At 55.1% G+C, this 26,048-nt stretch carries 30 protein-coding genes; 11 read left to right on the plus strand and 19 right to left on the minus strand.

Annotation, left to right across the window (positions count from 1 at the left end):
- Positions 1–10: 10 nt before the first annotated feature.
- The 11 genes from EUU25_RS03105 to EUU25_RS03155 form a co-directional block, all read right to left on the minus strand.
- Complete coding sequence (locus tag EUU25_RS03105; RefSeq protein WP_158898193.1) at positions 11–949, minus strand: hemolysin family protein; 939 nt, start codon at positions 947–949, stop codon at positions 11–13.
- Between the two features lie 32 nt (positions 950–981).
- Positions 982–1,488: an rRNA maturation RNase YbeY gene (gene ybeY / locus EUU25_RS03110; protein WP_158898195.1), complete on the minus strand. Its 507-nt coding sequence runs from the start codon at positions 1,486–1,488 to the stop codon at positions 982–984.
- The gene (locus tag EUU25_RS03115) at positions 1,481–2,476 is read right to left on the minus strand and encodes a PhoH family protein (protein WP_158898197.1); all 996 of its coding nucleotides are present in this window, start codon (positions 2,474–2,476) and stop codon (positions 1,481–1,483) included. The genes ybeY and EUU25_RS03115 overlap by 8 nt, the downstream gene beginning before the upstream one ends.
- Entirely contained in the window at positions 2,477–3,817 is a 1,341-nt protein-coding gene (gene miaB / locus EUU25_RS03120) for a tRNA (N6-isopentenyl adenosine(37)-C2)-methylthiotransferase MiaB (RefSeq protein ID WP_158898199.1), read from the minus strand.
- 9 nt (positions 3,818–3,826) lie between these two features.
- Complete coding sequence (locus EUU25_RS03125; protein WP_158903075.1) at positions 3,827–4,561, minus strand: lysophospholipid acyltransferase family protein; 735 nt, start codon at positions 4,559–4,561, stop codon at positions 3,827–3,829.
- Between the two features lie 37 nt (positions 4,562–4,598).
- Entirely contained in the window at positions 4,599–5,021 is a 423-nt protein-coding gene (locus tag EUU25_RS03130; RefSeq protein ID WP_143775744.1) for a Fur family transcriptional regulator, read from the minus strand.
- A 112-nt stretch (positions 5,022–5,133) separates the two neighbouring features.
- Positions 5,134–5,568, minus strand: coding sequence for a Ros/MucR family transcriptional regulator (locus EUU25_RS03135; protein ID WP_158898201.1), 435 nt, complete (start codon positions 5,566–5,568; stop codon positions 5,134–5,136).
- Positions 5,569–5,663: 95 nt separating this feature from the next.
- Complete coding sequence (locus EUU25_RS03140; protein ID WP_158898203.1) at positions 5,664–6,119, minus strand: GNAT family N-acetyltransferase; 456 nt, start codon at positions 6,117–6,119, stop codon at positions 5,664–5,666.
- On the minus strand, positions 6,116–6,712 hold the full coding sequence (gene tsaB, locus EUU25_RS03145) for a tRNA (adenosine(37)-N6)-threonylcarbamoyltransferase complex dimerization subunit type 1 TsaB (RefSeq protein ID WP_246162880.1): 597 nt from the start codon (positions 6,710–6,712) through the stop codon (positions 6,116–6,118). Before tsaB ends, EUU25_RS03140 begins: the two co-directional genes overlap by 4 nt.
- 29 nt (positions 6,713–6,741) lie before the next feature.
- On the minus strand, positions 6,742–7,332 hold the full coding sequence (locus tag EUU25_RS03150; RefSeq protein WP_158898207.1) for a malonic semialdehyde reductase: 591 nt from the start codon (positions 7,330–7,332) through the stop codon (positions 6,742–6,744).
- Between the two features lie 30 nt (positions 7,333–7,362).
- Positions 7,363–7,938 carry a NifU family protein gene (locus tag EUU25_RS03155; protein WP_158898209.1) on the minus strand — a complete coding sequence of 192 codons (576 nt, stop codon included), beginning with the start codon at positions 7,936–7,938 and terminating at the stop codon, positions 7,363–7,365.
- A 99-nt stretch (positions 7,939–8,037) separates the two neighbouring features.
- Between EUU25_RS03155 and EUU25_RS03160 the strand changes: the two genes are divergently transcribed.
- Positions 8,038–8,874, plus strand: coding sequence for an SDR family NAD(P)-dependent oxidoreductase (locus EUU25_RS03160; protein WP_158898211.1), 837 nt, complete (start codon positions 8,038–8,040; stop codon positions 8,872–8,874).
- Here the strand turns inward: EUU25_RS03160 and EUU25_RS03165 are convergent.
- Positions 8,871–9,518: a heme exporter protein CcmB gene (locus EUU25_RS03165; RefSeq protein WP_158898213.1), complete on the minus strand. Its 648-nt coding sequence runs from the start codon at positions 9,516–9,518 to the stop codon at positions 8,871–8,873. The two genes, EUU25_RS03160 and EUU25_RS03165, sit on opposite strands and share 4 nt — an antisense overlap.
- Positions 9,515–10,126 carry a heme ABC exporter ATP-binding protein CcmA gene (gene ccmA / locus EUU25_RS03170; protein ID WP_158898215.1) on the minus strand — a complete coding sequence of 204 codons (612 nt, stop codon included), beginning with the start codon at positions 10,124–10,126 and terminating at the stop codon, positions 9,515–9,517. The genes EUU25_RS03165 and ccmA overlap by 4 nt, the downstream gene beginning before the upstream one ends.
- Positions 10,127–10,174: 48 nt before the next feature.
- Between ccmA and EUU25_RS03175 the strand changes: the two genes are divergently transcribed.
- Positions 10,175–10,468, plus strand: a complete 294-nt coding sequence (locus EUU25_RS03175) for a 4a-hydroxytetrahydrobiopterin dehydratase (protein ID WP_158898217.1) — start codon at positions 10,175–10,177, stop codon at positions 10,466–10,468.
- Here EUU25_RS03175 and EUU25_RS03180 read toward each other — a convergent pair.
- On the minus strand, positions 10,465–11,283 hold the full coding sequence (locus EUU25_RS03180) for an SDR family oxidoreductase (protein WP_158898219.1): 819 nt from the start codon (positions 11,281–11,283) through the stop codon (positions 10,465–10,467). The genes EUU25_RS03175 and EUU25_RS03180 overlap by 4 nt on opposite strands.
- A 119-nt stretch (positions 11,284–11,402) precedes the next feature.
- On the opposite strand from EUU25_RS03180, the gene EUU25_RS03185 reads away from it, so the two are divergent.
- Complete coding sequence (locus tag EUU25_RS03185; RefSeq protein ID WP_158898221.1) at positions 11,403–11,912, plus strand: hypothetical protein; 510 nt, start codon at positions 11,403–11,405, stop codon at positions 11,910–11,912.
- Here EUU25_RS03185 and EUU25_RS03190 read toward each other — a convergent pair.
- From EUU25_RS03190 to ald, 5 genes are all read right to left on the minus strand, one after another.
- Positions 11,909–12,532 (minus strand): DNA-3-methyladenine glycosylase family protein, encoded by a 624-nt coding sequence (locus EUU25_RS03190; protein WP_158898223.1) that lies wholly within the window; start codon positions 12,530–12,532, stop codon positions 11,909–11,911. The two genes, EUU25_RS03185 and EUU25_RS03190, sit on opposite strands and share 4 nt — an antisense overlap.
- Entirely contained in the window at positions 12,532–13,668 is a 1,137-nt protein-coding gene (locus EUU25_RS03195) for a hypothetical protein (RefSeq protein WP_158898225.1), read from the minus strand. The genes EUU25_RS03190 and EUU25_RS03195 overlap by 1 nt, the downstream gene beginning before the upstream one ends.
- 18 nt (positions 13,669–13,686) lie before the next feature.
- The gene (gene rlmB, locus EUU25_RS03200; protein WP_158898227.1) at positions 13,687–14,445 is read right to left on the minus strand and encodes a 23S rRNA (guanosine(2251)-2'-O)-methyltransferase RlmB; all 759 of its coding nucleotides are present in this window, start codon (positions 14,443–14,445) and stop codon (positions 13,687–13,689) included.
- 294 nt (positions 14,446–14,739) lie between these two features.
- Positions 14,740–15,792, minus strand: a complete 1,053-nt coding sequence (locus EUU25_RS03205) for a LacI family DNA-binding transcriptional regulator (protein ID WP_158898229.1) — start codon at positions 15,790–15,792, stop codon at positions 14,740–14,742.
- Positions 15,789–16,916: an alanine dehydrogenase gene (gene ald / locus EUU25_RS03210; RefSeq protein ID WP_158898231.1), complete on the minus strand. Its 1,128-nt coding sequence runs from the start codon at positions 16,914–16,916 to the stop codon at positions 15,789–15,791. Before ald ends, EUU25_RS03205 begins: the two co-directional genes overlap by 4 nt.
- 133 nt (positions 16,917–17,049) lie before the next feature.
- Between ald and EUU25_RS03215 the strand changes: the two genes are divergently transcribed.
- The 8 genes from EUU25_RS03215 (at position 17,050) to EUU25_RS03250 (ending at position 26,042) form a co-directional block, all read left to right on the plus strand.
- The gene (locus tag EUU25_RS03215) at positions 17,050–17,517 is read left to right on the plus strand and encodes an Lrp/AsnC family transcriptional regulator (RefSeq protein WP_158898233.1); all 468 of its coding nucleotides are present in this window, start codon (positions 17,050–17,052) and stop codon (positions 17,515–17,517) included.
- Between the two features lie 266 nt (positions 17,518–17,783).
- Positions 17,784–19,169 (plus strand): vanadium-dependent haloperoxidase, encoded by a 1,386-nt coding sequence (locus EUU25_RS03220; protein WP_158898235.1) that lies wholly within the window; start codon positions 17,784–17,786, stop codon positions 19,167–19,169.
- Between the two features lie 345 nt (positions 19,170–19,514).
- Positions 19,515–20,234: a TorF family putative porin gene (locus tag EUU25_RS03225; RefSeq protein ID WP_158898237.1), complete on the plus strand. Its 720-nt coding sequence runs from the start codon at positions 19,515–19,517 to the stop codon at positions 20,232–20,234.
- A 100-nt stretch (positions 20,235–20,334) separates the two neighbouring features.
- On the plus strand, positions 20,335–21,681 hold the full coding sequence (locus EUU25_RS03230) for a glutamine synthetase family protein (RefSeq protein ID WP_158898239.1): 1,347 nt from the start codon (positions 20,335–20,337) through the stop codon (positions 21,679–21,681).
- A 10-nt stretch (positions 21,682–21,691) separates the two neighbouring features.
- Entirely contained in the window at positions 21,692–22,054 is a 363-nt protein-coding gene (locus EUU25_RS03235; RefSeq protein ID WP_222848823.1) for a cupin domain-containing protein, read from the plus strand.
- 15 nt (positions 22,055–22,069) lie between these two features.
- Positions 22,070–23,296, plus strand: a complete 1,227-nt coding sequence (locus tag EUU25_RS03240) for an NAD(P)/FAD-dependent oxidoreductase (protein ID WP_158898242.1) — start codon at positions 22,070–22,072, stop codon at positions 23,294–23,296.
- Positions 23,293–24,645 (plus strand): aspartate aminotransferase family protein, encoded by a 1,353-nt coding sequence (locus tag EUU25_RS03245; RefSeq protein WP_158898244.1) that lies wholly within the window; start codon positions 23,293–23,295, stop codon positions 24,643–24,645. Before EUU25_RS03240 ends, EUU25_RS03245 begins: the two co-directional genes overlap by 4 nt.
- Positions 24,642–26,042, plus strand: a complete 1,401-nt coding sequence (locus EUU25_RS03250) for a glutamine synthetase family protein (protein ID WP_158898246.1) — start codon at positions 24,642–24,644, stop codon at positions 26,040–26,042. The genes EUU25_RS03245 and EUU25_RS03250 overlap by 4 nt, the downstream gene beginning before the upstream one ends.
- The last annotated feature ends 6 nt before the right edge of the window (positions 26,043–26,048 follow it).

The raw sequence follows: 26,048 nt of genomic DNA on the forward strand, positions 1-26,048 counted from the left end.
CTCCGCAATGTTATGCGTTTTCGTCTTCTTCCGGAGATGTGGGGGCAAATAGTCGGATTTTGAAGACTCGTTTGTCGTCGGCCTCTATGATTTCCAGCCGCCAGCCGCTTGCTTCGTGCAGCAGCATCTGTCCTGTATTCGGAACCTGACCCGCGATAACAAAGGCAAGGCCGCCAAGGGTGTCGACATCTTCGTCGACCTCAGCAAGCTTTGCATCAATAGCTTCGGCGAGGTCGTCGAGTTCGACGCGGGCATCTGCTTCCCACATGCCGGGGTTGATTTGGAAGAGCATCTCTTCAGGTTCGTCGTCATGCTCGTCTTCAATTTCGCCGACAATCTCTTCAACGAGATCCTCGATCGTCACCAGACCTTCGGTGCCCGAATATTCATCGAGCACGATGGCAAGATGTGTACGTGTGCGGCGCATTTCATCAAGGAGCGCGAGAACGCTCATATTCTGGGGAACAAAGCGCGGTTGACGAATGAACGCTTCGAGGTTGTCAGGAGTTTCTCGGCCTTCGGCAAGAACCGCAAATATATCCTTGATATGGATCATCCCCGTAATGCTATCTAGACTGTCACGGTAAACGGGCAGGCGACTATGGCCATGTTCTGCAAATGCGGCGACGCATTCGGCGAAACTCGCGCTTTCGTCGATGGCAATGATATCGCTGCGTGTGACCATCACGTCATCGACGCGGTGCTCTGAAAAATGCAGTAAGTTGCGCAGCATGGTGCGCTCGACGGCCGTCAGATCACCGTCATTATCCGGCTCCCCGCGATCGTCGCTGTCTTCTTCATGTTCGGCAATCGCTTCTTCAAGCTGTTCGCGTAGTGTCGGTTCGTGGTCGCGGCCGAAGAACATCGTCTTTAACCGCTGCCATATTCGTCCGTCGCTATCGTCGTCGCTGGCGGTTTTGACACCGCTAAAACTGTCACCCTCTGGCATTGGGGAAAATCGGTACCTCTTTTTGCCCTGAATTAGTCGCTATATGGATTGTGAAGGCCCATCGATGCAAGCGCTTTTACCTCCAGCGCTTCCATCGCTTCAGCCTCATCGTCCTCGATATGGTCGTAGCCGAGCAGATGCAGCATACCATGGATCACGAGATGGGTCGCATGATGTGCAACCGGAATGCCCCTCTCTGCCGCCTCCGCCTTGCAAATTCCAAACGCAAGAATGATATCGCCCAGCATGATCTCCGGCGCATCGTAGGTGCCCTCCATCAAAGCATCCAGTTCGTCATCGTCGAGCATCGGGAACGAGAGCACGTTAGTCGGCTTATCCTTCTCCCGCCATTCACGGTTCAGTGCGTGCACCTCTTCATTATCGGACAGTTTAATGCTGACGCTGACCGGAACAACAGGGTCCGCAAGTTCAGGCAAGGCAGCAAAGCGGACAGCTACATCTACCGCTTTCTCAACTTCAACCTGCCCGAAATCGCAATTGCCCCATTCCAGTCCGATCGTCAGATCGACATCAATCATTCCCGCCCTCATAGGCATCGACAATTCGCCCGACGAGGGGATGTCGCACGACGTCGCTGCTGTTGAACCGGATGGTCTGGATGCCTTCGACGCCTTCAAGCCGCTGGACGGCATCGTTCAGGCCGGACATGCGTTCGCCACCAGGAATATCGACCTGATGGGGATCGCCGCAAATTACCATACGGCTGTTCATGCCAAAACGGGTCAGGAACATCTTCATTTGTGCGGCTGTCGTATTCTGGGCTTCGTCCAGGATGATGAAGCTGTCGGCAAGCGTCCGACCGCGCATGAAAGCGATGGGCGCGATTTCGATTTCACCTGATGCAATGCGCCGTTCGACCTGTTCGGCAGGCAGGCAATCATAAAGCGCATCGTAAATCGGCCTCAGATAGGGGTCGACCTTCTCTTTCATGTCGCCCGGCAGAAAGCCTAGTCGCTCACCGGCCTCCACTGCGGGCCGTGATAAGATCAGGCGTTGAACCGCGCCCGTGATCAACATCGCGACAGCCTGCGCTACAGCAAGATAGGTCTTGCCGGTGCCTGCCGGCCCAAGTGCGAAGATAATCTCGTCGCGGGCGAGTGCTTCCATATAGGGTATTTGCGTTGCTGAGCGGGGCACCAGCGTCTTTTTGCGGGTGCGGATCATGATGCCCGGCGCATCGGACACTTCCTTGCGGACGATGCCTTCCAATGTCGGTTCAGCCGTCATGGCGATAATGGATTGAACAGCTTCAGCGTCGATATTCTCTCCACGCAGAACACGCGAGTAGATATCGTTCAATATATCCCGCGTCCTTGCGGTTGCTCCGGCTTCGCCTTCGATCTGCACACGATTACCGCGTGCGGAGATATAGACGCCGAGACGGTTTTCTATGGTGACCAGGTTTCGGTCGAATTCCCCGAAAACAGCATTGATCAGATGGGGTTTGTCAAAGCTCATTTCGAGCCGCGACATATCTCCGGCTTGCGCTTGCGCCCTTTTTGCCATTCAGGCTGCTGCTCTCATTATCGGATCGCCTTTCAAACTTAGTGGTCCAGACTCACTCATCGTAACGGTGACAATATCACCGATAGTTAGCCCCGGCGCAAGCACATGCACGGATTGCAGCCATGGGGATTTACCGATTAGCTGTCCGGGCAATTTTCCGGGGCGCTCCAGCAAGACTTCGCAGATTTTACCCTCGGTCTGTGTGTTAAACGCGGTCTGGTCTGCCATCAGTTGCGCCTGCAACTGTTGAAGCCGATCATCCATAACGGATGTCGGGATCTGGTCTGCCATATCGGCGGCAGGCGTCCCGGGGCGGGGGCTGTATTTGAACGAGAATGCCTGTGCATAACCGACGGCGCGGACAAGGCTCATTGTATCTTCGAAGTCGGCATCGCTCTCGCCCGGAAATCCGACGATAAAGTCGCCCGACAGGGCGACATCTGGACGCACTGTCCGGACACGGTCCAAAATTCGCAAATAGCTGTCGCGGCTATGGCTGCGGTTCATGGCTTTCAAAATGCGATCCGACCCTGCTTGCACCGGTAGGTGAAGGAACGGCATCAGTTTTTCGACATCGCCATGCGCAGCAATCAACCCGTCGGTCATGTCGTTGGGGTGGCTGGTCATATAGCGTATGCGGCGTACGCCGTCGATCCGGTCGAGTGCGCGGATCAGGCCGTCGAGTCCTTGCATCTGTCCTTTGTCATCCTCGCCCGACCAGGCATTTACATTCTGGCCAAGCAATGTGATTTCCTTCGCACCGCTGTCCACCAACGCCTTGGCTTCATCCAACAAGGCGCTCCAACTGCGTGAAACCTCCGCTCCCCTCGTGTAAGGCACGACGCAATAGGTGCAGAATTTATCGCAGCCTTCCTGCACCGTCAGGAATGCCGAAGCGCCTGTCTTGCGCTTGGGAGGTAATTGCGAAAATTTGTCGAGACCCGGCAGGTCCAGGTCGACCGCGCGCTTGCCCTGGGTCACATCGGCGATCATCTGAGGCAGGTTGTGATAGGCTTGCGGTCCTACAACGATATCGACCGTGGGTGCGCGACGGCTGATTTCGCTGCCTTCGGCTTGCGCAACACATCCAGCAACGGCAATCATCGGTCCACCTTCGGCGCGGCTCGTTTTTCCGAGGCGACCTATTTCTGAATAGACTTTCTCCGCTGCCTTTTCGCGGATGTGGCACGTATTCAGAACGACGATGTCAGCGTCATTTTTGTCGTCGGCAGCAATCATGCCTTGGGCATCAAACAACTCGGCCATGCGTTCGCCATCATAGACGTTCATCTGGCAGCCGTAGTTTTTGATCGAATAGGTTTTAGGCGATTTGGTACTCATGCGGAGCGCCTATACATAGGGCATGCTCTGGCCGCCACCCTCCATCGCCGAACCGATGCGGGCACGCACTTCGGCGGAAATGGCTTTGCGGTCAGGATAATGTGCTGGGTCAAAGGGTTCCAGAAAGTGCAACGTGGCAGTTATTGGCTTCAAATAGGAAAGGAGGCGCCAGAAATTGTCCGTCACTTTTTCATCGCCAACCCAGGCAATCCGATGGGTATGCCGACCATAGCTCAGAAAGACAGGCTGCACCAACATGCCGGGAGGAGGGGGAACCAGCGCGGCGAAGAGGGAGGGCTTGAAGGGCAATAGCCCGGAGCCATCATGTGTCGTGCCTTCAGGAAATATAGTGACAGGCTGGTCACCAGTCATTGCATCCCGCAATTCATCCACCTGATTTCCAACACTCAATTTGTTCTCGCGACTGACAAATATCGTATTATTGATTTTGCAAAGCCAGCCAATCAGTGGCCAGCCTTCAATCCCGTCATTTGCAACAAAAGTGCACCCGGTGACGCCAGACATTACTGGAATATCGATCCAGCTATGGTGGTTCGCCGCGTAGAAGACGTTTCGGCGGATCCGTACCCCTTTTGTGGCCGTGGCGATGCCACTGGTCCAGCTAATCGATAGCAGGAACAGGCGGGGCCATGGCGAATTCAGCTTTAAAAGGCGCCAAATATTGTGAAGTACAAGACCAGCGATCAGACTAAACGCCATCACCAAAAGCCGGAGCAAAAACATGAATTGCCCGGCTAGGAAAGCGGCCGGATTGCGCCGTTCAATCCTTGCGGTCGATGGCAACGCCGTAAAGCTCCATGCGATGGTCGACTAAACGATAACCAAGCCGTTCAGCGATGATTTTTTGTAGTGCTTCCAGCTCGGGATCAACGAATTCGACAACACGGCCCGTTTCAACATCGATCAAATGGTCGTGATGCGCCTCAGGTGACGCTTCGTAGCGGGCACGCCCGTCGCCAAAGTCGTGACGGTCCAAGATTCCCGCTTCTTCGAAAAGGCGAACGGTGCGGTACACAGTTGCAATCGAGATTTTCGGGTCAATCGCGGATGAACGGCGGTAAAGTTCCTCAACATCCGGGTGGTCTGTGGCATCGGAAATCACGCGTGCGATAACGCGCCGCTGGTCGGTTATACGTAACCCGCGTTCCTGACAGAGCGCTTCGATGTCGATTTTAGTGTCCATTGGTGCGGATGTTTAGTGCCAGTGCATGATTCGTCAAAGAAAAAGGCCGGATTTAACCCCGGCCTGTCTCCAACACATTCATCTAAAGGCCAAAGGCTCCTCAGAAGTGGATTTACTTCACTTTTTTCTTGCGACCCGAACCGGGGGCGCGACCTAACCCAATGGCCTTCGCTAATACGCGGCGTTGCTCCGCATAAGCCGGTGCTACCATCGGATAATCGGCTGCAAGGCCCCATTTCGCGCGATAGTCATCTGGCGTCATACCATAATGTGTCATCAAATGCCGCTTGAGCATCTTCAGTTTTTTGCCGTCTTCGAGACAGATTATATAATCTCTTTTAATCGAAGTCCGTACAGGCACCGCTGGCTCAAGCACGACTTCAGGTGCTGCTACCTCGTTTGACAAACCGGCGAGTGCGGCATGCACGTTTCCGATTAGAGTTGGCACATCTGACACAGCAACACTATTATTACTGACATGCGCTGCAACTATATCGGCAGTTAATGTGATGAGCAATTCTGCTGCATCATTGCTTTCTTGGGACATATTAGCCTCCTGGACCCTATTTTTGTTTTCCTAGCGTAAAATCACGTATCGGTGATGTTAAGACGAGTCAACAAAGGGACCAGAAGCTTTGAAACTTATAGTGCGTAAGCCATCGTGATTGCATCGGGACGGATACCATCGGGGCTTTTATAGTAGTTTTTGCGCCGCCCGATCGGCTTGAAACCGATGTTGCTATAAAATTCGACTGCACGATTACCATCTCTGCACTCTAGAAAGAGATGAGTTCTGTTTTCGTCACTGGCTAATTTGATAGTTTGTTGAAGTAAAATAGTGCCCACTTTTTGTCGTTGCCGCTCTTTTGCTACCCCAATCATAAGTAATTCTTCAGTGTCCAATACCCAACGGCTAATAGAAAAGCCGCAAACCATCTGTTCATCCCGCGCAATCAACAGGCGGCAATCGGGCATCGCGAGTGCAGAAAGACATTGGGCCGAGGTCCAAGCCTCGCCAAATGCAGGGTCAAATGCATTTTCCATAATAGGCATGATTGAAGCAATGTGGGCAGCTTCGCCTTCATTGACGATGATCATGTCGCGACCAATGCTGGTTTTGCATCGGGCGGTCGCCCATAAACAGGGCTTGGTTTTAGCGGTGTGGCGTCACGCAGCAAATGCCATTTTTGAGCATCAGGCAACAGATCCACCCAGTTTCGGGTGGTTCCGCTTAAATCCACATCACCCGCAATAACGCTCGCGTGGGAATAGGCGTCAATTTGTCCAGGTTTGATCGATATGACTTCGCCCAAAGGCTCATTCGCCTCGTCAAAAGCCCCAAAGAAATATTCGCCATGCCCGCCCGTCATCAATACGTCGAGATGCAGCGTATCCGGAGTTTCGTCGCGCGCCATTGCTGCAACGAGAGCAAGGCAACCATAGCCGTGAACTGGAATGTTCCATGCTAGGCCTAGCGCTTTTGCGGCTGCAACGCCGATCCGGATGCCCGTAAAACTTCCGGGGCCGACATTTACAAAGATCCGGTCTGCCCTGCCTTTTTCTGGCAACTGGGCTATTAGGGGCAACAAACGCTCGGCATGACCTCTGCCTATGACTTCGAAACGTGATGCGCTCAGCGTTTCGCCTTCAAATAGGGCAACGGAACAGGCTTTCGTTGCCGTGTCGATCACCAATGTCCGCACGCAAACCAATTAGGTTGTCACACGATAGTGTTAAAACGTTCAAATCCGGGACGTGGGCTACGTTCAAAAATGCTGGCGGGATCGCCATAGCCTAAAGTGGAAATGAAGTTCGATTTGATATTGGTCCCGGCGAAGAAGGCTTCGTCCACCGCTTGATTATTGAAGCCAGACATTGCTCCCGTATCCAGACCGAGTGCGCGTGCGGCGAGAATGAAATATCCGCCTTGTAGGCTGGAATTCCGAAAAGCGGTCTTCTCGATCAACTCGGCGTTTCCGACGAACCAGCTTCGCGCATCGGTATGCGGGAACAGCTCGGGAAGCTGCTCGTAAAATTCCATATCCATGCCAATGATCGCAGTGACCGGCGCTTTCAAAATCTTCTCGCCATTCGCAGGCATGCTCAGCGCGGCCAGTTTCTCTTTCGCTTCCGTGCTCACGCACCAGATGATGCGGGCGGGAAGGCAGTTTGCCGAGGTCGGGCCATATTTCATAAGTTCCCAAATGGCGTGCAATTGCGCTTCGCTAACCGACTTGTCGAGATAACCATTATAGGTGCGCGCCGTGCGGAACAGTTGATCTAATGCCGTGTCGGATAAGGGGGTGGTCATGGTCGGGATAACTTTCTGGATACGTACCGTTTAAGCCGCGCGCACTTCGGTCACTTCGGGAACATAATGTTTCAATAGTTGCTCGATGCCGTTCTTCAAAGTGGCGGATGAGGAGGGGCATCCCGAACAGGCGCCCTGCATTTGTAGGAACACAACGCCCTTCTGAAAGCCGCGGTAAACAATGTCGCCACCATCATTGGCAACAGCCGGCCGCACGCGGGTTTCGATCAGTTCTTTGATCTGTATGACGATGTCCTCGTCAGCGGGGTCATCCAATGGATAATCGGCATCCGCAGATGGGACCGAAAAACCGGCAGCAGGAGCATGAAATAACGGCATATTGGCGCTGAAATGATCCAGCAATATACCAAGCACATCGGGCTTCAACGTTGCCCATTCGGTGCCGGGCGCTGCAGTAACCGAAATAAACTCGCGCCCAAAAAACACGCCGGTAACATCACCCAGATTGAATAGCGCCTCTGCCAAAGGCGAGGCGGCGGCCTCTTCGGGATCAGCAAAATCACGGGTTCCGCTTTCCATGACCATTCGTCCTGGAAGAAATTTGATCGTCGCGGGGTTCGGTGTGAGTTCGGTTTCTATCAACATGCGCTGTATGTGGTGCCCGGCGCGTCAAAGTGCAAGCGAGTTTTCCTTGACAGCGGACAAGCAACTGTCATCCGGTGGGAAAGGAATGGAGAGGACAATATGGTTGATCAAGGCGGGAAAACAGCATGGGTAACGGGTGCTTCGTCTGGAATCGGAGAGGCCTTGGTGAAAGCTTTTGTAGCGGGCGGTGGATCCGCTATATTATCCGGTCGCCGCGTTTCCGAATTGGAACGGGTCGCGAAAGAAACACAAGCGCCTGAACGTTGCCACATATTACCCTTCGACACGGAAGATTTTGCGGCACTCGCGTCCATGGCTGCACAGGCAGTGGCGTTTACAGGCAAGGTCGACATTTTAGTCAACAATGCGGGGATTTCCCAGCGTTCCTTGGCAATCGATACGGATTTCTCGGTCTATGAACGGATAGTATCTGTCGACCTGATGGCACCGATCGCACTGACTCAGGCATTGTTGCCCCATTTGCTCGGGAATGGCGACGGCCAGTTAATCATGATCTCTAGTGTCGCCGGCAAAGCAGGTGTGCCGCTGCGCACGGCCTATTGCGCCGCGAAGCACGGGCTTGTCGGATATAGCGACGCATTACGTAGCGAAATTGCAGGGCAGGGTGTCAAAGTCCTCGTTGTCGCCCCGGGCTCCGTGCGGACTAATGTTTCACGCAATGCTTTGAATGCAGACGGATCCGTGCGCGGGGCGAGCGATGCGGCAATCGATAATGGTATTGATCCAAATGAGGTCGCGCAGATCATCTGGACAGCCGTGGCCGAAGGCAAGCGCGAGATTGTGATCGCAGAGGGCATGGAAGCCAATATTCCGGTCTTGCGGGCCCAGAATCCCGAGCAACTGTTTGATATGGTCGAAGCCATGGTTGCGAACGGCTATGCGCAAAAAATGGCGCCGAAAGACAGCAGCGGTTAAACCCGCCCGGCGCGAAGCGCGGCGCCAGCCGCAAAGGGCGACAGTGCCGCAATGGCGAGCGAGGTGGCAGCGAGTAATTGCATGGCGTTGCCAGGATTATCAGATAGGGTGCCTGCGCCAAAAATAAGGATGGGAATGGCTAGCGGAATGAGCAAAAGGCCACCCAAGGCACTCGCGCCATTCAAACCAGCGGTCAGCGCGGAGATGGTGACCGACAAGCCAGCTAGAGCAGGTAAAGCAACAGCAAGGCCGAGCAACAGCGTCAGCAACTTCGCTTCGGGCAACCCAATCAGGGCTGATGCGATGATGGATGCCAACAGTAGTGGCACAGCAAAGGCCACCAATTGGCCTGTGATCTTGACTGTCGCGACCAGCTCATCCGTCCAGCCACGTATCGCCAATTGGTCGAGTATACCAGCCTGGCGGTCCGGTAGTATAAGCCGCTCAATGGGTAGTAATGTCGATAGCAATGCCGCAATCCACAATATGCCGCCGCCCGTTCGCGCCAGCAGCATTTTGTCAGGGCCGGTGACAAAGGGGTAAAGCGTCGCAACGGCGAGGTAGAAAATCACTGGCAACCAAAGGCCGCCACCGGTCCAGGCTAAGCGGATTTCGCGCATGACCAACAAGACGAAGCTTTTCATAAACTGCGTCCCGTTGAGTCTAGGACAAGGCTTTCGCTGACATTGATCGACGGCGACTGGTGCGCGGCCAGCATTACAATGCCACCGGCAGCGATGTGGGATAGAATTGCCTTATCCAGATGAGCGCAACTGGCGCTGTCCAATCCATTATAGGGCTCGTCGAGTAACCAGATCGCGCACCCTGAGGCCAGAACGCGGGCAATTGATGCTCGCTTGCGCTGGCCTGTTGAAAGGTAGCGGACCGGGACTTCGGAAAGAGTGAGCAAATCCATCGCGGCTAACGCAGCATCACGATCCGATAGCGATGCGCCATCCATGTGCGCCCAGAAGTGCAGCGCTGCACCGACCGTCATATTAGGGTCTAGGGCAAGATTCTCATCTGCCAGTGCCAGCTTGCCCTCAGCGCTCACCTTTCCTGAATATGCATCGAGCAATCCCGCAATAACGCGCAGCAGAGTTGATTTTCCACATCCATTTGCCCCCCGTACCCAAACTAATTCTCCCGCTGATACGTCCAAGTTCAAATTGCTGAGCACCAGTCGGTTTCCACGGACGACGACGACTTTTTCCAGATGAAGCGAAGGGGCATAGGCTTGACGGGATGTCATGCTGCGACATAGGCATGAAAATCAGGAATTGCAAAATCGGGATCAAACATGGCCATTTTAAAGTTGGACGACGCCGCACGCGCATTGGCTTTGAGCCAATTGCCGCACTGGAGCTATGATCCCGAAGCCTTGGGCATCCGGCGCAGTTTGCGTTTTTCGGATTTTGCCGAAGCCTTCGGTTTCATGACGCGCGTCGCCATCTTGGCCGAAAAGGCCGACCACCATCCGGAATGGTTCAACGTGTACAACCGGGTCGATATCCTGCTGACCACACATGATGCCGGGGGGATGTCCGACCGCGATGTTGCGTTGGCACAAGCGATTGACGCGATCGCGGCTTAGGGCTTGGTCCCAACCACGTCGCCCAAACCTTCCATCAACCCCAATGACTTGCGCAGCCGGTTCGGGAACCAGCGCGCAGAAAATGCGAGCTGCTTGGCCATTTTATTCACCGTGGTGTGGACATTGGCGCCATGAATAGCTTCCCATGCCGCAGGGCCGATAATTGACACCGGACTGACTTCAACGCCCGCGGACTGGAGCTTGTCCTTACCGGACATATTGCTGCCGGGGTCGACTGCGCTGATGATATTGGTGTCGATAAAACCGGGCATCAGGCTGCGGGATTTGATTCCAAGGTGCCGCCATTCAATGTCATGCGCTTCGGCAAGACCACGCACCGCGAATTTGGTGGCACTGTAGACGCTCAACCCGGCCGAGCCGTAAATGCCGGCTGCAGAACTGGTGTAGAGGACGCATGCGTCCGGTGTGTTCTTCAGAAGATCGAAGCAGGCGCGTGTGCCGCTGATCACACCGGTCAAATTGACCGCAATCATCTTGTCAATTTCTTCATCGGTCATGTCCTGGATAGGTCCACCTGTACCGATTCCAGCGTTGTTGAACAGCACCGTCATATGCCCGCCAGTATGCTTCGCGAACTCAGCAACTGCTTTGGTCCACTGCGCCCGGTCGGTCACGTCCAACTTGTGCGTCGAACTCATGCCGGGGGGTAGCATCTTCGCAGTTTCGGCAAGCCCTGCCATGTCAACGTCGGCGAGGCCGATAAACCAGCCGACATTGGCAAAATAGCGGGCAACTTCACGGCCCAGGCCGGATGCAGCTCCGGTGACAAACATGCTTTTCTGTTGTTCAGCCATATCGGCGACTCTCTCTCCCGTTTACACTCTTGTCAGCGACATCAATTTGACGTTCGCGTCAACTGTTTCTTGCCGTCGTCATAAAGGCTGGATAAATCCGGCGCTCCTAAGGAGTAGATATGTTTCGCATTTTCCCCCTGCTTTTCCTCCTCTTTGTCAGTCTGGTCCCCGTTGCGGCCAAGGCGGAGGTTGTTGCAACTTTCTACAGCCATGACTTTGGGGATCACTTCCCGCACGCTTTTGTGAAGCTGAAGGGCAAAGTTGATTCGACTGGAGAGCAGGTCGACACCAATTATGGCTTCACGGCTGTCAGCGTTTCGCCTGCGATCCTGATGGGGTCGGTAAAGGGCATGATCGAAACAAAGGGGGACAAATATATCGCCAGCAGCAACCCGCATTTTTCACTGCGATTGTCGGATGCGGAATATGCAAAGTTGATGGCGCTGGTGGAGAAATGGCGGAGTATGCCGGGTAAAAGCTATAGCTTGAACAGCCGTAATTGCGTCCATTTCGCGATGGAGGCGGCGGCATTGCTTGGCTTGAACGTGAACCGGAAGAGCAAGTACTTCAAAAAGCCGAAAAGCTTTATCCTGGAAATGATGAAGCTCAATCCTGGACTGAAGCTTTAGATCGCCTGAAAGCCCTTGGCATAAATGTGCCATGTGAAGATGGCCGCGGCTCCCCGATGCGGGCGCCATTTTTCTGCGATCTCGCGAATTTCCTTTTCGGATGGGCGGGAATCCAGCTTCAATAAGCGTCCGACGCCTTCCTGCACGGCAAGATCGCCCGCAGGCCATATGTCGGTCCGGCCTTCCGCGAACAAAAGATATATCTCCGCTGACCAGCGTCCGATGCCTTTGACCTTTGTGAGGTAAGCGATGGCTTCCTCATCATCTGCGGGCAGGGCGTCGAGAGGGAGTTCACCTGTTACGACCAGTTCGGCCAGCGAACGGGCATATCCCTGTTTCTGACGGCTTAGGCCGCAGGAGCGCAACGCGTCAAAATCTTGCTCGATGAGCTTGTGCGCAGCGCAGCCTTCGCCGAGCAATGCCTCCAGCTTGTTCCATACCGAGGCGGCTGCCGCGACGCTTACCTGCTGGCCTACAATGGTACGCAACAAGGTTGCATATCCCGGCTCGCGAATCCGTGCTTCCGGATAGCCCGTGGCGGTAAGCGCATCGGCAAAGCGTGGCTCAATCTGAGCCAGCGAATCCAACGCATTCTTTAACCCTTCAGCCGAAATGCCCATCAGCCGACCAGTTTCAGTAACGCCATCGGCGCGCCGTAGAGGGCAGGGCCAACATCCCAGCGCAAGGTCTGGAGGCCATCAGCCTCCTCTGGTCCATCTTCGCTGTTATTGGCGAGGATGCGCGCATCGGTGGTAAGGGTAAAAGTGCCCTTTATCGCAATGGGTTCGGCCGGCATCTTGTCAGCGCCGCCTTTGCCCATGAAACCTGCCGCCATGCTGCCCATGCCGATCAGCGAACTGAGCGACATTTCGGGGTCGGTGCGGAAGGCCGGCGCTTCGACGCGCAGGCGACCATTGTCCCAACGGGTTATATGGATCATCGGTTCGCCTAGCGAATATCGCGGTATTACCGGAAAGGCGAAGTCGTCCGCAAGTTTGCCACTGGTGCTGTAATCAATCATGAAGACACCATTGCCCAAATGCTCCACCTTGTTCCACGCGGCCAGCCGTTCGACTTCGCGCGTAAAGCGTTTGATGGTTTCGGGATTCTCCGGGTCAATTCCGCCAAGCATCATTTCGGCCATCTTACGGCCTTGTTCTTCACGCTTTTTCTTTTCGGCTTGTTCGACGTCCCAGTCGGCCTTTTGCTGTTTTATTTCGGCTGGGGTGCATTCACGTTCGTTGCTTTCCCACGAGTCCGCTGCGGCATCCGCCGTGGCAGCGGCGGCATCTGCTGCGGCAGAAGCTGCATCGGCTGCGGCTGCCGCCGCGGCTTCGGCGGCGACATTCGCATCTTCTTCTTGCGCTTTCTGCTCGTCCTGAAATGCCAGCACATTCGCCCGCCAGTTCGACGCAGGCACAATCCCGAACACCGGACCACTAACCGCAGCAACATCGTCGCGCTTCAGGTCGATCTCCATCGTTTCGCTATTGTCAGCAGCAGGTTCGATTGTTTCGTTCCAGCAGACAGCCTTGAACTCCGCTGTGCCCTCTTTGCCCAAAAAGTCATTGTTCAACAGATTGGCAAGGCCCACCAGCTGGATTTGCCCTTTATAGGTAAAATTGAAATCGCCATTTTTGCGCACCGTCATTGCCGACACAAATTCTCCGGGCAGGATCAGGCACCCGCTGAGTGAAAAACAAGCGGCAGTGGCCACCGCCACCTTTGCCCATGTTGTGACCAGACTTATTTGCATTGCGATTCCCCTTCGCATTCAGCCCCTGCGTACCGTCGCCGCGTAAAGCGCAATGGCGGCGGCATTGGAAACGTTGAGCGACTCCATCTGCTCGCTGATTGGCAGCTTTGCCAATTGGTCGCAATGCTCCTCTATATTATGCCGCATGCCGTCACCTTCGGCGCCCAATACTAGAGCATTGCGCCCCGGAGTCAGCGCCTGTTCGAGTGTGGCTGTGGCATGGCCCGACAAGCCTATCCGCCAATAACCTGCCTCGGCAATTTCCTCTAGCGCGCGCGCCAGATTTACGACGCGGACCCATGGCGTCACCTCGAGTGCTCCAGACGCTGCCTTCGCCAAGGCTCCCGATTCGGGCGGGGCGTGGCGGTCCTGTGTTATTACAGCGACCGCATTAAACGCTGCCGCTGTGCGGAAAATGGCGCCGACATTGTGCGGATCGGTTACCTGGTCCAATATAAGCAGCGGCCGCGTGTCGTCTTCGTCCACCGCCAGCGCATCGGTCAGCCAGACATCTTCCATGGGCGCTACTTCCAGCACAAGACCCTGATGTGGGGCGTCCTTTGGCACATAACGGGCCAAGTCTGCGGCATCGGCAAATTGCACTGCTAATCCTTCGGGAATTACGATTTTTCCCAACTCTTCCCGCGTGCCCCACAGCTTGATCAACCGCCGGTCAGGATTGTCGAGCGCGGCATAGACGGCGTGACGGCCATAGAATTTGGGATTACCACTGACGGGTGCTGCGCCACGGCGGCGATGGCTTTTATGCGAAGACATGGTTGAGGTGCGTTCCAAAAAGAAAATGCGTTGATAGCAGTCCCTTTCCCACTTGAGGCACTGACAGGCAAGTGCCGTTTCGCTATCGGGCCGCTTCCTTAGTGGGACGACACTTATGTTACGCATTTTGCTCTGCCTAACACGTCGACAGGCTGCCAAGTGGTTGTAAGGCAGCAGAGTGTAAATTTGCGCGGCTTTCCGTGCGATGGTTCTAATTGAGATTGGGCACCAGTTGTTTAAGCAGGCACGTCCAACTTCCGCAGTGGCGTTACCAGTGCTGGCTAACTGCTCCTATCAGGCACTTTCGCGCAATAGTAGGCGCACCGGCACTGGAGTTGTATCCGGCGTTTTCCCTTTCAGTAGCGCAATAAGCGCTTCCACCAGCATTTCGCCGGCTTTGTAATAATCCTGCTCGATGGTGGTTAGAGGCGGCTGGGCGTATGCGCCTGTGGCGATACCGTCAAAGCCAATTACGTGGACGTCCTTGCCTACAGCAATACCGGCTTCATCCAGCGCGCGGAGTGCGCCTAGTGCAATGAAATCATTGGCGCAAAACAGACCGTCGAAGTTTGTCTTGTCCCGCAACAGAGCCTTGACCGCGGCGTAACCCTGGTCCTCGCGCACCGCGTTTTCGGGCAAAGTAGGGCAGATGACGGGCAGGCCAAGCTCCTGTGTCACCGCCATATAGGTATTGATGCGGTCCTGAAATTGGGGCTGCTCACTATTCATCGGGCCGATATAGGCAATGTTGCGGCATCCCTTTGTGCGCAGATGGTCCATGGCGAGCCTAGTACCCATGGCATTGTCACTTTTGATCGAAACCAGGTCTTCCTTGCTCGCACCCCAGCAGATCATGGGGGTGTTATGCCGGGCATACTCCCCGAAATATTGCCAGCCTTCGACATTTTGCCCGCTTCCGATAACAATCAGGCCATCGGACTGGCGGCTTCCGGTATAATTGGCGAAGAAATTGGCAGGAGAATCCTGGAAAGAAACGATCAGATTATAGCCCCGTTCAGATGCGGACGCAGCAATGCAGCCAAGCAGCGAGAGGTAGAAAGGGTTGATGTTCGCCTTATTTTCTCCTCTTCGGCAAAGGATGACGAGGGCGATCGAAAAGGTCTGTTGCGTGCGCAAACGTAAGGCATTGTGGTCGACCGAGTAGTTGAGCTCGTTCGCCAGCGCGACGATCCGCGCCCGGGTGTCTTCGTTGACTTTTTTGTCGCCACGCAGCGCACGCGACACTGTGGGTTGCGAAACCCCCAGCATCGCTGCGATCTGATGCGCTGTAATCCGCCCCTCTTTGCCCATGCCGCGCCGGTTAGCACCAAGGCGCGCGGGAGTCACGCGGCGAGCGCAGTCTCCGGCGCGACAAAATCCAGATTAAGGCTGTCCGCGACGGCCTTGCTGGTCACCTTGCCCTTGTGGACATTGAGTCCGGCAAGCAGGCCGCGTCCTGTATCGGACAAGGCATGCAGAGCGCCGACACCTTTTTCGGCTAACGCGAGACCATAAGGCAAAGTGGCGTTATTCAGGGCTGCAGCGCTTGTTTGCGGTACCGCGCCGGGCATGTTGGCGACGCAATAATGGATGATTCCGTCGACCACATAAGTAGGCTCTGCATGCGTGGTGGGCTTCGATGTTTCAAAGCACCCGCCCTGGTCGATGGCGACGTCTACGAGAACCGAGCCCGGCTTCATATGTTTCAACATGGCACGAGTCACAAGCTTCGGCGCGCTGGCGCCGGGGATCAAAACTGCACCGATGACAGCGTCAGCAATGCTGATTTCATGGTCAATTGTTTCGAGCGTTGAATAACGTGTGCGTACGCGGCCCTGAAACAATTCGTCCAGTTCGCGCAAGCGGGGGATGGAACGATCAACGATGGTGACTTCCGCGCCAAGGCCGACCGCCATGCGCGCAGCATGGGTGCCGACAACGCCGCCACCGATGACACAGACGCGGCCTGCAGCAACACCGGGAACGCCGCCCAACAATATTCCTGCTCCACCTTCGCTGCGACGCATCGCTTCGCCAGCGGCTTCGATAGCGAGGCGGCCTGCAACTTCGCTCATGGGTGCGAGCAGGGGCAGGGTGCCCTTTTCGTCGGTCACGGTCTCATAAGCGATGGCTGTGCAGCCGCTAGCGATCAGGCCCTTTGCTTGTTCAGGATCTGGCGCGAGGTGAAGATAGGTAAAAAGAAGCTGGTCGGGGCGAAGCTGAACCCATTCCGAAGGCTGGGGCTCTTTGACCTTTACGATCATGTCGCATCCGGCGAAGATCTCGGCAGCTGTGGCCGCTATCTCGGCACCCGCAGCGCGATAGGCGTCATCGGTTGCCATAATGCCAGCGCCAGCCCCTGATTGGACGACAACCTGATGCCCACGGGCAACATATTCGCGCACGGCACCGGGGGTCAGGCCGACCCGATATTCGTGAACCTTAATCTCGCTGGGAACGCCGACACGCATTTCTCTTCTCCTGATTTGAGTCTCTGTGACGGAGAAATAGCATTGTCCTTCTGCGGTTAATCCGCAAAGATTCGACAAGATGGGTTATATGACGCATATATTCCGCGCAAAAATTTAACAGGACGAAGAAAATATGCAACTCGATCGCGCTGACCGTAAATTACTTCGCGCTTTGGTCACAAATGGCCGGGCGACGCAGCAGGAGTTGGGGGATGCGGCAGGGCTGTCACCTAGCGCGGCGGCACGGCGGCAAAAGGCGCTGGAAGATGCCGGCATCGTGCGGGGCTATCGCGCAGATGTGAATCTACGTAAATTGGGTCTGGGTGCCACAGTAATGGTCACCATCACGCTCGACAGCCAAAGTGAGGAGGCGATGGGTGCGTTCGAAGCGGCGGTGGCCGAAGGCCCATCAATCATCCGCTGCCACCTTATGAGCGGCCGTAACGATTATCTTTTGGTTGTGCGGGCGGCGTCGATCGAGGACTATGAAATCATCCACCGCCAGGAAATCGCACGCTTACCTCGCGTTGCCCGGATCGAAACAGCTTTTGCCTTGCGCGAAGTGGTCAACCGTACGGTCCCCCCTAGATTGCTTGGGTAGCGTAGACGCTATTGCCCTCGCACAGTATTTAGCGGCGAATAATGCAAATTTATCGGTAAAATGTCGTTAATATTTTATTGATGATAAATACGTCCAATGAATTGTAAAAATTCAGTACTAATAAGATGTTGTCGCGGTTCAAATGAGTCAGTTTAAAGCGACAGATTACTTATAAACTAATCGAAGTATCTTCACTGAAATCACGGGTCGCGATGCGTGATATGCGGGCGCGTGGCTATCTTGCTCATCCCGCTTCGGAGGATATCATGAATATTGTTCTTTTCTGGAATGGCGTATTACTTGAATGTTCGCGCCGTGACTTCACCCGTGGCTATGCAAATAGCCAGCAACCCGGGCCGATACGCACATCCCGCGCCATGGCGATTGTCCATTTGGCTATCCACGATGCCATAGCTTTTAAAAATGGCGTTCCCGGTGCTGCTTATTTGAACAAGAAAGGCATAGCACACACCGTAGCTGCTCCTCCAGCGGGCGCAGTAGACGATATTGTGGCAGGCGCGGCCGTAACCACGTTAAAGGCCATGTACCCGCGCTATGGTGACTTCATCGATGATAGCTATGACGGCGGGAACAATGCTCGCTTCAACTATGGTGAGGAAATCGCCAATGCATTGTTGGCGGCGCGGGTCAATGATGGTTCCGATCTGATGCTTACCGCGCCTCAGGTGGTCTCTCCCGTTTACGGGCAGCATCGAGCTGATCCCTATGCGCCTGGGCAAGCCCGTCTTGGGCCAGCATGGGGCAACGTAGCTCGTTTCACCGGTAATGCGCACAAGCCGCTGGCACCATATCCGGGGCAAGGACTGCCTAATTTGCTCGCGGATGCTGATTATAAGGCGGATTATGACGAAGTTGTCGCCTACGGTGCCGAAGACCGCCGCAGCCGCACGGCTGAGCAGGAAAGGATCGGCGTTTACTGGGCCTATGATGGTGTCATGAACCTCGGTGTCCCGCCCCGGCTCTATAACCAAATTGCGCGGAAGATCGTAGCCGGCAAGAATCTGAGTGTGGCGCGGACAGCGGAATTGTTTGCGCAGGTCAATGTCGCGATGGCGGACGCCGGGATCGACGCATGGTATTACAAATATCTCTATGACCTGTGGCGGCCAGTGGTCGGTATCCGTGCCGAAGCTGCACCAGATGGTGATCCTTTTTGGGCGCCAATGGGTGCGCCGCAAACCAATGTTTTGGGGCGCTCAACTTTTACGCCACCTTTCCCGGCTTATCCGTCGGGCCATGCCACCTTTGGCGCGGCGTTGTTTCAGTCGCTACGTCTCGCACTTAACAGTTCTGCCGGGCCGATAACAACGGCGGATGTGGTGGCCGAGGAAACCGCACCTGCGGGATTGGTTGCAAGTGAGAGTTTCACCTTTGTCTCGGATGAACTCGACGGCATCGCAGTCGATTCCGACGGTTCCGTTCGGTATCGGACGCCGATCAGCTTTGATAATTATGTCAGGCCGATCTGGGAAAATTCGGTCAGCCGTATCTTCCTCGGCGTTCACTGGCGGTTCGATGGGCTGCCGCGTGATCCGGCAGACAATGTCGGCGGTGTGCCGTTAGGACTTGCGATTGGTGAAGAAGTGCACGCCTTCTTCAATAACGGAACTTCCTTGGGCGGTTCTGTCTGACAAAGCGAGGCGACCCTGAAAAGGGTCGCCTTTCCATCAGAATTGACCCTTTTTGAATGCAGGAATTGCCTTTGTTTAGACCCCGGCATTGCGCTTCTTTCTGGCATAAAACTGTGATGTAATTGTCACATTTGTCAAAAAGGACAACGGCACTGACATAAAATTGCTTGATTGCGCGTTCCATTGATGTTTGTGTGCACCTGCACAATAAAGGCGCTGGTAAATAAAAATTAACCACAGCGCGCGCATTAGATTTAGCGGGAAGAGGACGGCATGTGCCGGTGGCGGTGGTGTACGCCTTGTCTTCGGCTAACTTAATAGCGCACCTAAAGAAGGGGTAATTTTATGCGTAACTCGATTTTGAAACTGGCTGCGATGAGCGTTGCAATGAGCGCACTCGCTGTTTCCGCACCTGCATTTGCGCAGGAAGAAGAAGCAGAATCCGGTCCCATCACCATCACAGGTGGTATCACCGGCGTTTCGGATTATCGTTTCCGCGGCGTTTCGCTTTCGGACAAGGATTTCGCGATCCAGCCAACCCTTACTGTAAAGCACGAATCGGGCTTTTACGTTGGCGTATGGGGTTCGAACCTCGCCGCAAATGCTGGTGACGATATTGAAGTCGATCTTTATGCCGGTTTCTCGGGCGGCGACACCATCACCTATGACATCGGCGCAACCTATTATGTCTATCCCGGCATTTCGAGCTTCAACTATGTTGAGTTCACCGGCAAGTTGGGAACGACTGTTGGACCAGCAACCATCGGTGGTCAATTGAGCTATGTTCCAAGCCAGGATAACACCGGCAATACCGATAATATATATGTTGCGACCAACGCTGCAATCGCGTTGCCTGACTCGCCCATTTCGATTGTTGGTTCAGTTGGCCTTGAAGATGGCGCCTTCACGGGTGGTAGCTCGAAACTGGACTGGTCGCTTGGCTTGACCGCCAACGTTGCCGGTTTCACCCTCGGTGCATCCTATGTTGATACAGACCGTCAGTCGACCTTTGCGTTCAAAGACAGTTCTGCTGGCGTTGTTTTCTCGCTCGCTTACTTCTTTTAAGTAACTTTCCTAGGGATTTCCCTATCGGAATCTGCATGCCGGGCTTGACCTTTCAAGCCCGGCATGTCCTTATCCAGCGAACAGAAAGCTGGTGAAAACAATGTCTGTCAATCTCGCGAATTGGATCGCAGAGCATAAAATCGACGAAGTCGAGTGTATCGTTCCCGACATTAATGGTGTTCAACGCGGCAAAGTTTTGCCGGCCAAGAAATTCCTTTCCTCGGTCCGCGACAAATCGTTGCGCATCCCCGGAAGTGTTTTCATTTGCACCATCGACGGTCATTATCCTGAAGATATCGAAGACATCTGGGATAAGGACCCCGACAAAATCCTGATCGCGGATCCCGACACCATTTGTGTCGCACCCGGGTTCAAATCCCCAACAGCATTTGTCATTGCCGATGCCTATAATGGCGACGGGACGGAAGTTGACTTGGCTCCCCGCACAATATTGAAAAAAGTGCTCGGCCTTTATGCCGCCAAGGGCTGGAAACCAATTATCGCGCCCGAGGTTGAATTTTACCTCGTGTCGCAAAACACCGACCCCGATTTCCCGCTCGTTCCGCCCACTGGATCAAGCGGGCGCGCGGAAACTGCAAGCCAGCCTTACGGGCTGGAGGCGATGAATGAATATGAAGATATCATCGACCATATCTACGACAATTGCGAATTGATGGGTCTGGATATCGATACGATGATCCACGAAATGGGCGCTGCGCAGTTGGAAGTGAATTTCTTGCACGGCGATCCGCTTAAGCTGGCCGACCAGGTGTTCCTGTTTAAGCGTGTCGTGCGCGCTGTTGCCAAACAACATGGCGTTTATGCGACCTTCATGGCCAACCCTATGGCGGGCCAACCGGGAAGCGCTATGCATATCCATCAATCGGTGGTCGATGCGGAAACGGGCAAGAACCTGTTTTCCAACGCTAATGGTAAGGATAGCGCGCTGTTCCGCAGCTACATTGCGGGGCTGGTTAAATTCATGCCGCAGATTTCACCCCTCTGGGCGCCGAACGTCAACAGCTTCCGCCGGATGCGTCCGGACAGCGCGGCGCCTATCAACGTGCAATGGGGTGAAGATAACCGCAGTTGTGGCTTTCGCGTTCCTATCTCGGACAAAGCAAACCGCCGCGTCGAAAACCGGCTTCCGGGTGCGGATTCCAATCCCTATCTGGCAATGGCTGCGTCGTTGGTGTGCGGTTATATTGGTATGGTCGAACGCATGGTGCCGTCGAAGGCTATTACCGGCAGTGCCTATAACCGCGCGCGGACCTTGCCGCGTACCTTGGAAGCGGCGCTGGATCGCTTTTCGGCCTGTAGGCCGGTGCGGAATTTGCTGGGCGAGGATTTCTTCGAGATTTTCTATGCGGTGAAAGATTATGAGCTGTTCAACTACCAGTCGGTGGTGAGCAGCTGGGAACGCGAGCATTTGTTGTTACGGGTATAGCCCGGTGATAGTGCGTAGCATCCACATCGACACCGCAGAAGCCGAGGTTTTTTCCCCCGCACCCGACCGGATAGTCCACGGCAATCCGCATGGCGAGACCCGCAACGCCTATGAATCCCCGGATGGCCGGAAATATTTCGGGGAATGGAGCTGCGGCGAGGGTGCCTGGCGCGTATCCTACTCCGAATGGGAATATTGCCGCATATTGGAAGGACATGTGCGCCTGACCAGCGACGACGGCAGCGTGGCGGAGGCTGGTCCTGACGGCAATCTGGTGATCGAGCCCGGATTTGAAGGGGTTTGGGAGAATCTGACGCCGGTGCGAAAGCTCTATGTCATCGACCTCGGACCGCCGGAAGGAGACGCGGGCTAACTCCGTTTCTGCGCCATGACCGATCCCCTCAACAACAGCTATTACCGCGCGACCGCCAAGTCCTGGAAAACGCGTCCAAGCTTCAGCCAAGTTAACAAATATGATGTGATCGTCATCGGCGGCGGCTTCACCGGCCTGTCCGCGGCGCTTGCTTGTGCCGAAAAAGGCCTGACGGTGGCGTTGATTGAAGCGAAGACTATCGGCTTTGGTGCGTCGGGCCGAAATGGCGGGCAATTGATCCCGGGCCTGCGCTGGTCAATGCGGGAACTGGATGAAGAATTTGGACGCGAGCGGGCACAGGCGATATTCGATCTTGCCTATGGCGCTGTGGATCGCGTGAAACAACGGATCGACCGGCACGGCATCCAATGTGATTTGAAAAACGGGCATCTGGAGGCGGCATATAAACCCGCACATTTCGACGCGATGCAGCGCGATGCGGAATTTCTCGCTCGCGAATTTGGCTGGAAAGCGCAGATCGTGCAGCCGCAGAATATGGAGCGGCATATCCGGGGCGGCGGCTATCATGGTGGGATTTACGATCCACAAGGCGGGCATTTTCACCCGCTCAACTATGCGTTGGGTCTTGCCGAAGCGGCAGAGGCGGCAGGAGTTGAAATATTCGAGAATAGTTTTGTGCGGCCCGAAGAAGTCGATGCCCAAAACATAATCGTCGCGACCGATACTTGGACGCAGGATATTGACCAACGGCTCGGCCGCTACACCATTCCGATCATGAATTATAATATCGCAACGTCGCCATTGGAATCGTGGCAGGACTTTCTCCCGAGCGACGCTGCGGTTGCGGATAGCCGTTTCGTGCTCAACTATTTCCGTCTGTCCGCCGATAAACGCCTGATCTTCGGTGGCGGGGAGAAATATGTGCAGACCCCGCCGGCCGATATAGCTTCGTTTGTCCGGAAGCATATTGCAGAAGTCTTTCCGTCACTCGCCAATGCGCCTATCGATTATGCATGGGGTGGCGCTGTCGGGGTGACGATGAACCGTCTTCCGCATCTGGGCCGAAATGGAAATATCTACTTCGCCCATGGCTTTTCGGGTCATGGTGCTTTGGTTACAACGCTGGCGGGCGAATTACTGGCGGAGGCAGTGACAGGGACGATGGAACGCTTCGATGTATTGGCCAATCTTCCGCACCAGCCCTTTCCCGGTGGCAAATTTCTATCGCGGCCACTCGCCACCTTGGGTCTTCTCTATTATGCCTTGCGAGACCGGCTGTGATTAATCCGAAGGCAATATTGGCACTGCGCGAACGGGAGTTGACGCGTTTCGTTAATGCTAACCCGAAGTCGAAACATTATTTCGAAAGGTCAAATGGCTGGTTCCAGCGGGTTCCTTTCCACTGGATGCTAGACTGGCCCAGCCCATTTCCTATTGTCGCAGCCAGTGCAACAGGCGCAACGCTTACCAGTTTGGACGGTCAGACATTTGACGATTTCTGCCTTGGCGACACCGCCAGCATGTTCGGTCATTCTCCGTCTGCGCTCGCGTCCGCTTTGGCGGAGCAAGCGGGGAAGGGGCTTAGCTATATGCTACCCACGATCGAGGGTGCCGAATTGGGGAATATGCTGGCGTCGATGTTTGGCTTGCCACATTGGCAGGTCACCACAACCGCCAGTGAAGCGAACCGGGCCGTGATCCGCTGGTGCCGGGGTTTGACGGGTCGGAGCAAAATCCTGATCTTCAATGGCTGCTATCATGGCGCTGTGGATGATGTTTTTGTTGATTTACGCGACGGTCTTGCGGTCAACCGTCCGAGTTTGATCGGGCAAGTGCAGGATCTTTTGCTGACGACGGTCGCAATCGAGTTCAACGATGTGGCGGCTTTGGAAAGCGCGTTGCGAAATGGTGATATTGCCTGTGTGCTCGCCGAACCGGTCATGACGAATATCGGCATGATCCGCGATGCGCCGGGCTATCTCGAAACCTTGCGGCGGCTCTGCAGCGAAACAGGCACGTTGCTGGTATTTGATGAAACGCATACCATTTCGTCCGGCTATGGCGGGCACAGCAACAGCCACGGACCCATGCCCGACATCATGGTTATCGGCAAATCTATTGGTGGCGGGGTGCCATGTGCTGTGTATGGCTTCACGGCCCAAATATCGGCCCGCATGGAGGCCCTGAACAAAGCGCGGCCTGCAGGGCATAGCGGTATTGGCACAACGCTTTCGGCCAATGCGTTGGCGATGTCCGCCATGCATGCCATGTTGGGGCAGGTCATTACACGAAAGGCTTACGACCATATGCTCGCTATGGCGGACAGGCTGGTGTCAGGTCTCCGACAAGTTATTGAGGCACATGGCTTGCCTTGGCATGTTAGTCATGTCGGCGCTCGGGTTGAATTTGTCTGCGCTGTCCAACCGCCGCGTAATGGAAATGAAGCACGTGCGGCGATGGACCATGATCTTGAATCGGCGATTCATCTCTACCTTACCAACCGCGGCATATTGCTCGCGCCCTTTCATAATATGATGCTGCTGAGCCCGGTGACGCAGTCGGAGCAAGTGGATCGCCTCTTGCACGCGCTGGATTCCTGTGTAGGCGAGCTTTTGGAGATAAAAGCATGACAAAACGCGCCATTTCATCGGCAAAGATCGCCCAGCGTAGTGAGGCAGAAGCTTTTTTTGCGGAAAATCCGGATATCGATTCCGTCGAGATGATCTACACGGACATGGGCGGTGTGCCGCGCGGCAAGCGTTTGCGGCAGCATGAAGTGCTTTCGGTTTATGAAATCGGTCGTTTCTTCCCTGGCTCGATAGCTGTGGTAGACATCACTGGTCAGGATACTGTCGAAACCGGACTGGTCTGGGAAGATGGCGACGCCGACCGTTCGATGAAGCCTATTCCCGGCACCTTGGTGCGGACCCCATGGGCAGGCGACAATGCCGCACAATTCATGGTCGATTTTTACGAGTTGGATGGCCAGCCGCACGACCTGGATCCGCGCCATGTGCTGGGATTGGTTGTCGATCGCTTTGCCGAAATGGGCCTGACCCCAGCGTTGGCAGTGGAACTGGAATTTTATCTACTTGATCCAAAACGCGCCCGTGATGGCTCGGTACGTCCTGCGCGGCCAGAATATAGCGGCAGCACGCCGCAGATGGTCGAGGTTTATGGCCTCCGCGAACTTGACGACTTCCGTCCCTTTTTCGACGAACTTTATGAAGCCTGCGATATTCAGGGCCTGCCGCTCGAATCCGCCATTTCGGAATTCGCCCCAGGGCAATGCGAATTGACCCTCCGCTATAAGCCGGACGTTCTGCGCGCGTGTGACGATGCCATCATGTACAAGCGCGTCGTAAAAGCTGTCGCGCAGGCGCATGGGCTGGAAGCAACCTTCATGGCGAAGCCTTTTGCCGAGCAAGCGGGTAGCGGCATGCATATCCATGTGTCGATGAATGACGCCGAAGGCAAAAATCTTTTCGCTTCCGAAGACCCCGAAGGCACGCCGATGTTGCGCCACGCCATTGGCGGGATGATCGGTGCTGTGGGCGACTGCTTTGCCCTTTTTGCGCCACATGCCAATAGCTACCGCCGGTTTAAGGCGAACAGCTATGCGCCGGTTGCGCCAACATGGGGGGTCAACAACCGCACCGTGTCCTTCCGCATTCCTGCAGGCCCTCCGTCTAGCCGCCATGTAGAGCATCGCGCCTGCGGAGCGGACGCGAACCCTTATCTTGCGGTGGCTGGCGTGTTGGCCGGCATTCATCACGGTATAACCAACCAGATCGATCCTGGCCCTGCGGTGGTCGGTAATGGTTATGACCGGGACAGTTCAGGTGATGACAAACCACCCAGCAACTGGTTTGCGGCCGTGGACCGGTTCCATGGTTCCGTGCTGATGCGGGACTATCTGGGGGAGCGGTTCGTCGACATGTACACGATCGTCAAGCGTGTTGAACAGGACCGTTATTTCGGTCAAGTGCCGTCGATTGACTATGACTGGTATCTCCGCAACGCCTAACAGCCC

The organism is Sphingorhabdus lacus (genome assembly GCF_009768975.1).
Taxonomy (GTDB): domain Bacteria; phylum Pseudomonadota; class Alphaproteobacteria; order Sphingomonadales; family Sphingomonadaceae; genus Sphingorhabdus_B; species Sphingorhabdus_B lacus.